The sequence below is a fragment of the Mycobacterium sp. genome, assembly GCF_032162105.1.
Classification (GTDB): domain Bacteria; phylum Actinomycetota; class Actinomycetes; order Mycobacteriales; family Mycobacteriaceae; genus Mycobacterium.
The window spans coordinates 1-4,272 of record NZ_JAVRPS010000356.1 but is presented as its reverse complement, the minus strand read 5'-3'; the positions used below and the strand labels follow the sequence as shown (position 1 = coordinate 4,272).

Here is a 4,272-nt window from a genome sequence, read left to right as displayed (position 1 = left end):
GACTTCGGCCAAGCGGAAGTCGGCCCCCTTGCCCGTGTGCCCCGGCACGATGTCGTCGATGATCGTGCCGCCGTGCCAATTCGCGGTGCCGCACATGTGGCGGAACTCTTCCTCGGTACCGAACGCGGAGTCGATCCTGGTGCTTATCCGGTCGAAGTGGCCGTCGACGCTGGGCGTCTGCTGCCAGCCCGAGAGCCCGCCGGCCAGCTTGACCGGGCCGGTGTGCACCGCCTCGATGCCGATCGCGGCGAACGCCTCCCACATCTCTTCGTCGGCCATCGCGTGAAGGAATGATTCGTCGGTGCGGGTGATCAGAGACAGGGGGTAAGCGGTGAACCATACCGACGCGGTGTCCACGGCGCCCCGGGGGTTCGGCTTCGCGTACGGGTTCTGCCACATCGATCCCTGACCGGAGAACTGCTGGCTGATCTCGTTGGCGTCGGCCAGCATGGACTGCGAGAGGAGCCATGACACGTAGGCCGCGTTGTCGCCCCGTGCTGGTCCGTCGTGGGAGACCGAGCGGCGAGCAAACGGGGTCTTGACCCGCGGCCGGAAGCGCAGGGTTCGGGGCCGAGCTGGGTGCAGATGTTCGTCGAACGTGATGTCGGTCGGCTCGTTGGTCTGATCCTCGGGTGCCGGCTCGGCCACTAGGCGATGCCTTTCCTCGTTAGCAGCTGGTGAAACCGCATGTCCGCGGTTCGGCCCAAGCTTGCGCCAAGTATGAGCCTGCGTCCGAGGATACGTCCGGCCCAGCGGAGGCCCTCAGCGGTAAACCTGTGAGTAGATGCGCTCGATGTCTTCGCGGCTCGGCACGACCGGGTTGTTGGCCGGCGAACCAGAGGCGACGGCCTGCTCTGCCATCAGCGGTGTCAACTGGGCCCAGGCATCGTGGTCGATCCCGTAACTCTTGGGGGTCGGTACGTCGAGATCGTGGCACAGCTCGGTGAGGGCATCGACCATTGCCTGCGAGGCGCTTTCATCACTGGTGGACGGGTCGGCCACTCCGTAGGCGCGGGCGCATCGGGCGTAGCGTGCCTCGGCTCCGGAAACCGAGTATGCGGTTACGGCGGGGAACAGCATGGCGTTGGAAAGGCCATGTGCGACATGGAAGTGCGCTCCAATGGGTCTGCTCATCCCGTGCACCAAGGTGACACTGGAATTGGAGAAGGCCATGCCGGCTTGCGTTGAGGCCGCCATCATCGCCTCGCGTGCTTCATGATCGTCTCCGTCGTGGTATGCGCGGCGAAGATTGCCCGAGATCAGCCCGATGGCCGACAACGACACGGCATCGCTGATCGGGTTGGCTTTGCGGCTGACGTAGGCCTCGACGGCGTGGGCTAGTGCGTCGACACCGGTGTCCGCGGTAAGCCTCGGTGGCATCGACATCGTCAGCTCGAAATCGATGATCGCGGCCTCCGGCAGGAACGACAATCCTGGGCACAGCATCTTCTCGTCGTTGTCGCTGTCAGTGATGACCGTGAACTGAGTCGCCTCGGAACCACTTCCCGCCGTCGTGGGTATGGCGACGATGGGAAGCGCAGGTCCGCTGTAGTTGTGTGGGGCCTTGAATTTGCGCATCGGACCGCCCTGGGATGCCAACACGGCGAGCGCCTTCGCAGAATCCATGGGACTACCGCCGCCGAAACCGATGATGCAATCGGCGTTGTGCGCGTGTACGGCATCGACGCCTCTGTCGAGTGATTCGGTGGTGGGGTCGGGGACGGTGCCGTCGAATACCGCCGCTGCCATTCCGGCGGAGCGCAGCAATGCCAGGACGCGATCGGCGCCACCCGTAGTGGTCAGGTAGGTGTCGGTCACCACTAGCGGCCGATGCAGCCCGAGGCTCTCGATGACGGTTGCCAGTTCGTTGAGCGCGCCGCGCCCGATTCGTGAGTAGCGCGGGAAGGCGATGTTTGCGGTCATGGTGTGACTAGTCCTGGATCTGTTCGATGAGGTTGCGAAGGTAGACGTAGCTCTTCTGTGCGGCGTCTAGGCTGCCGCACTCGACGGACAGAACGACGTCGTGATCGGCCGTGGACAGTGTGCGGACGATGCGTTCCCAGTCGATGACTCCTTCGCCGCACGCACAACCCAACATTCCGCGGACCTTGCCCCGCAGGCGGCGCGCGTCCTCGACGCTGATGTCCTTGGCGTGCATGTGCGTAACCTGCCCGACGATCTGCTCGAGCCACTCGTGGGGATCGTTCTCGCTGAGGTAACTGTTGCCGGTGTCGAGATTGATCGTCAGCGCTGGACTGTCGACCAGTTGCATGATCTTCTGCAGCCGCGCCGGGGTGGCGGTGTAAGGACCGTGGGTTTCGATCGCGATCTTGATTCCGCGTGGTTCGGCAACCAGAGCTGCCTCCTGCAGGGTGTACCGCATCAAGGTGTAGTTCTCGTCCTCGGTGGTCCAGGAGGGCGTCGGACCGTCATCGACCATGATCATCGGGGCGCCGACTTCGACCGCATAGCGGATAGATTGGCGGAGGTACTCAACGGCGACATCGGGTTTGGCCAGCGGGGCGTGACTCGATAGCGACGAGATTCGAAGACCGCGGTCATCGGCGGCCTTCTTCAGGATCAGTGGATCGTCGAGCATGGAGCGGCTATGGAAATAACCTGCTGCACTGAGCAGTTCGCGTCCCCAGTGCACCATGGGCTCGATGTATCGGTAGCCGATTTCGGCGGCCTGATCCATGGCCCAGTCGAAGCCCTGGTTCTCAAGACGTGCGAACTCGAGGTTCAGGCCGAGTTTGATGTTGCCCATGGCTAGTGCGCCCTCCCGGCTCAGAAGCCGCGCTTGCTGACGTACTCGTCGCGGGTGTCGCCGTGGTATGCGGGGACGGTGATGTCCCACCAGCCCGTTGGATGCATTTCCGTCCAGGGCAACTCGTGCGCGCTCATGACCTCCAGCACGACGGGAGCCCTCGTCGCGAATGCGCGCTCGACGGCGTCGGCGAGCTTCTCGGGATCCTCGATTCGCTCTGCCGCACAACCCAATGACCGCGCGAAGCTGGCGACGTCGGCGAAGTAGGGCTTGCCGTCAGGCGTCGTCCAATTCGTGGTGGCCTTGCGGGCGGCACCGAAGAGGTTGATCTGCAGATCCTTGATCGCCTCCCATCCACCGTTGTTGAGAACGACGACCACCAGGGGCAGACCGAGCATCGCGACGGCGGCGAGCTCCGTGCCGGTCTGCAGGAAGCTGCCGTCGCCGATCATCGCCAGAACCGGTGTGTCCGGGCGCGCCACCTGTGCGCCGATCGCGGCGGGTAATCCGAAGCCGATGCCTGAGAAGCCGCCTGCCACGATGTTGGTCTTCGGTCCGTAGATGGGAAACTCGTTGAAGGCCTGATTGGCCGGGTTGCTCGAGTCGCTGACCAAGATGCCTTCCCGTGGAAGCGCTTTGCGAATCTCGACCATGGCGCGGGAGTTGGTCATCGGTAGGTAGTCCGTGGTTCGCATGGGACGCAGATGTTCTTCCCACTGCGACTTGAGATCCTGCAGCTCCGCGAAGTACGCGCCTGCGCGGTAGTCGAGCGCAGGCCTCTCGCCAGCCAACGCGCTCGTCAGTGCCCGCAGAGAGGTCTTGGCGTCACCGACGATGCCGACCTCCACCGGATAGTTGCGGCCGATCTCGAATCCGTCGATGTCGATCTGAATCAGCTTGGTGTCGGGAATGTTGAAGGTGACCCCGGGGCGGTAGGACGACGTGACGCGGTCGCTGAACCGGCAGCCGATGGCCAGGATCACGTCGGCCGTACGAGTGACCCCATTGCCGGAGATGGACCCCATGTCGCCGCATGGCCACGCGTACAGATCGTGGTCTGCGGGAAAGGCCCCCTTGCCCTGGAAGGAATGGGTGACCGGGGCGCCGAGGTACTCGGCCAGTGCGAGCAGTTCCGGTGCGGCGTCAGCGGCGATCACGCCACCGCCAGCCAGGATAACCGGACGGGTGGCACGTGCGAGCAGCTGTGCGGCCTTGGCGATGGCGGCCGGGTCACCGGTCGAACGCGTCGCGGCGCGGCGGGCGCCCGTTTGCGGCGCGTATTCGCCGTATTCGGCCTGAAGGTCCTGTGGGATGTCGACGAGCACCGGCCCCCGGCGTCCCTCGTACATCGTGTTGAAGGCTTGTGCCAGCGCGGTGGGAATCGACTCGACGCGGTTGGGCTGCCACCACCGCTTGACCACCGGTTCGGCCATCCGCGGAAAGTTGTTTCCGTGCGGGCGGTCGATTTCTTGAAGGACCCCACGATTCTCCATGTAGGTGTGCAC

The 4,272-nt window shown here is 64.3% G+C and carries 4 protein-coding genes; all 4 read right to left on the bottom strand.

Features of this window, described 5'->3' with window-relative positions; all coding sequences use genetic code 11:
- The coding region (locus tag QOC69_RS18165) for an alpha-amylase family protein (RefSeq protein ID WP_526442052.1) at positions 1–648 on the bottom strand (648 nt) is incomplete at its 3' end.
- Between the two features lie 114 nt (positions 649–762).
- Positions 763–1,923: an iron-containing alcohol dehydrogenase gene (locus QOC69_RS18160; protein WP_526442050.1), complete on the bottom strand. Its 1,161-nt coding sequence runs from the start codon at positions 1,921–1,923 to the stop codon at positions 763–765.
- Positions 1,924–1,930: 7 nt separating this feature from the next.
- Entirely contained in the window at positions 1,931–2,767 is an 837-nt protein-coding gene (locus tag QOC69_RS18155) for a sugar phosphate isomerase/epimerase family protein (protein WP_526442048.1), read from the bottom strand.
- Positions 2,768–2,787: 20 nt separating this feature from the next.
- On the bottom strand, positions 2,788–4,272 hold a 1,485-nt coding region (locus QOC69_RS18150), incomplete at its 5' end, for a thiamine pyrophosphate-binding protein (RefSeq protein ID WP_526442046.1).

Excerpts from the sequence above, each read along its gene's own strand:
- QOC69_RS18155 (WP_526442048.1), bottom strand. The coding sequence starts at position 2,767 with ATGGGCAACATCAAACTCGGCCTGAACCTCGAGTTCGCACGTCTTGAG.
- QOC69_RS18160 (WP_526442050.1), bottom strand. The coding sequence starts at position 1,923 with ATGACCGCAAACATCGCCTTCCCGCGCTACTCACGAATCGGGCGCGGC.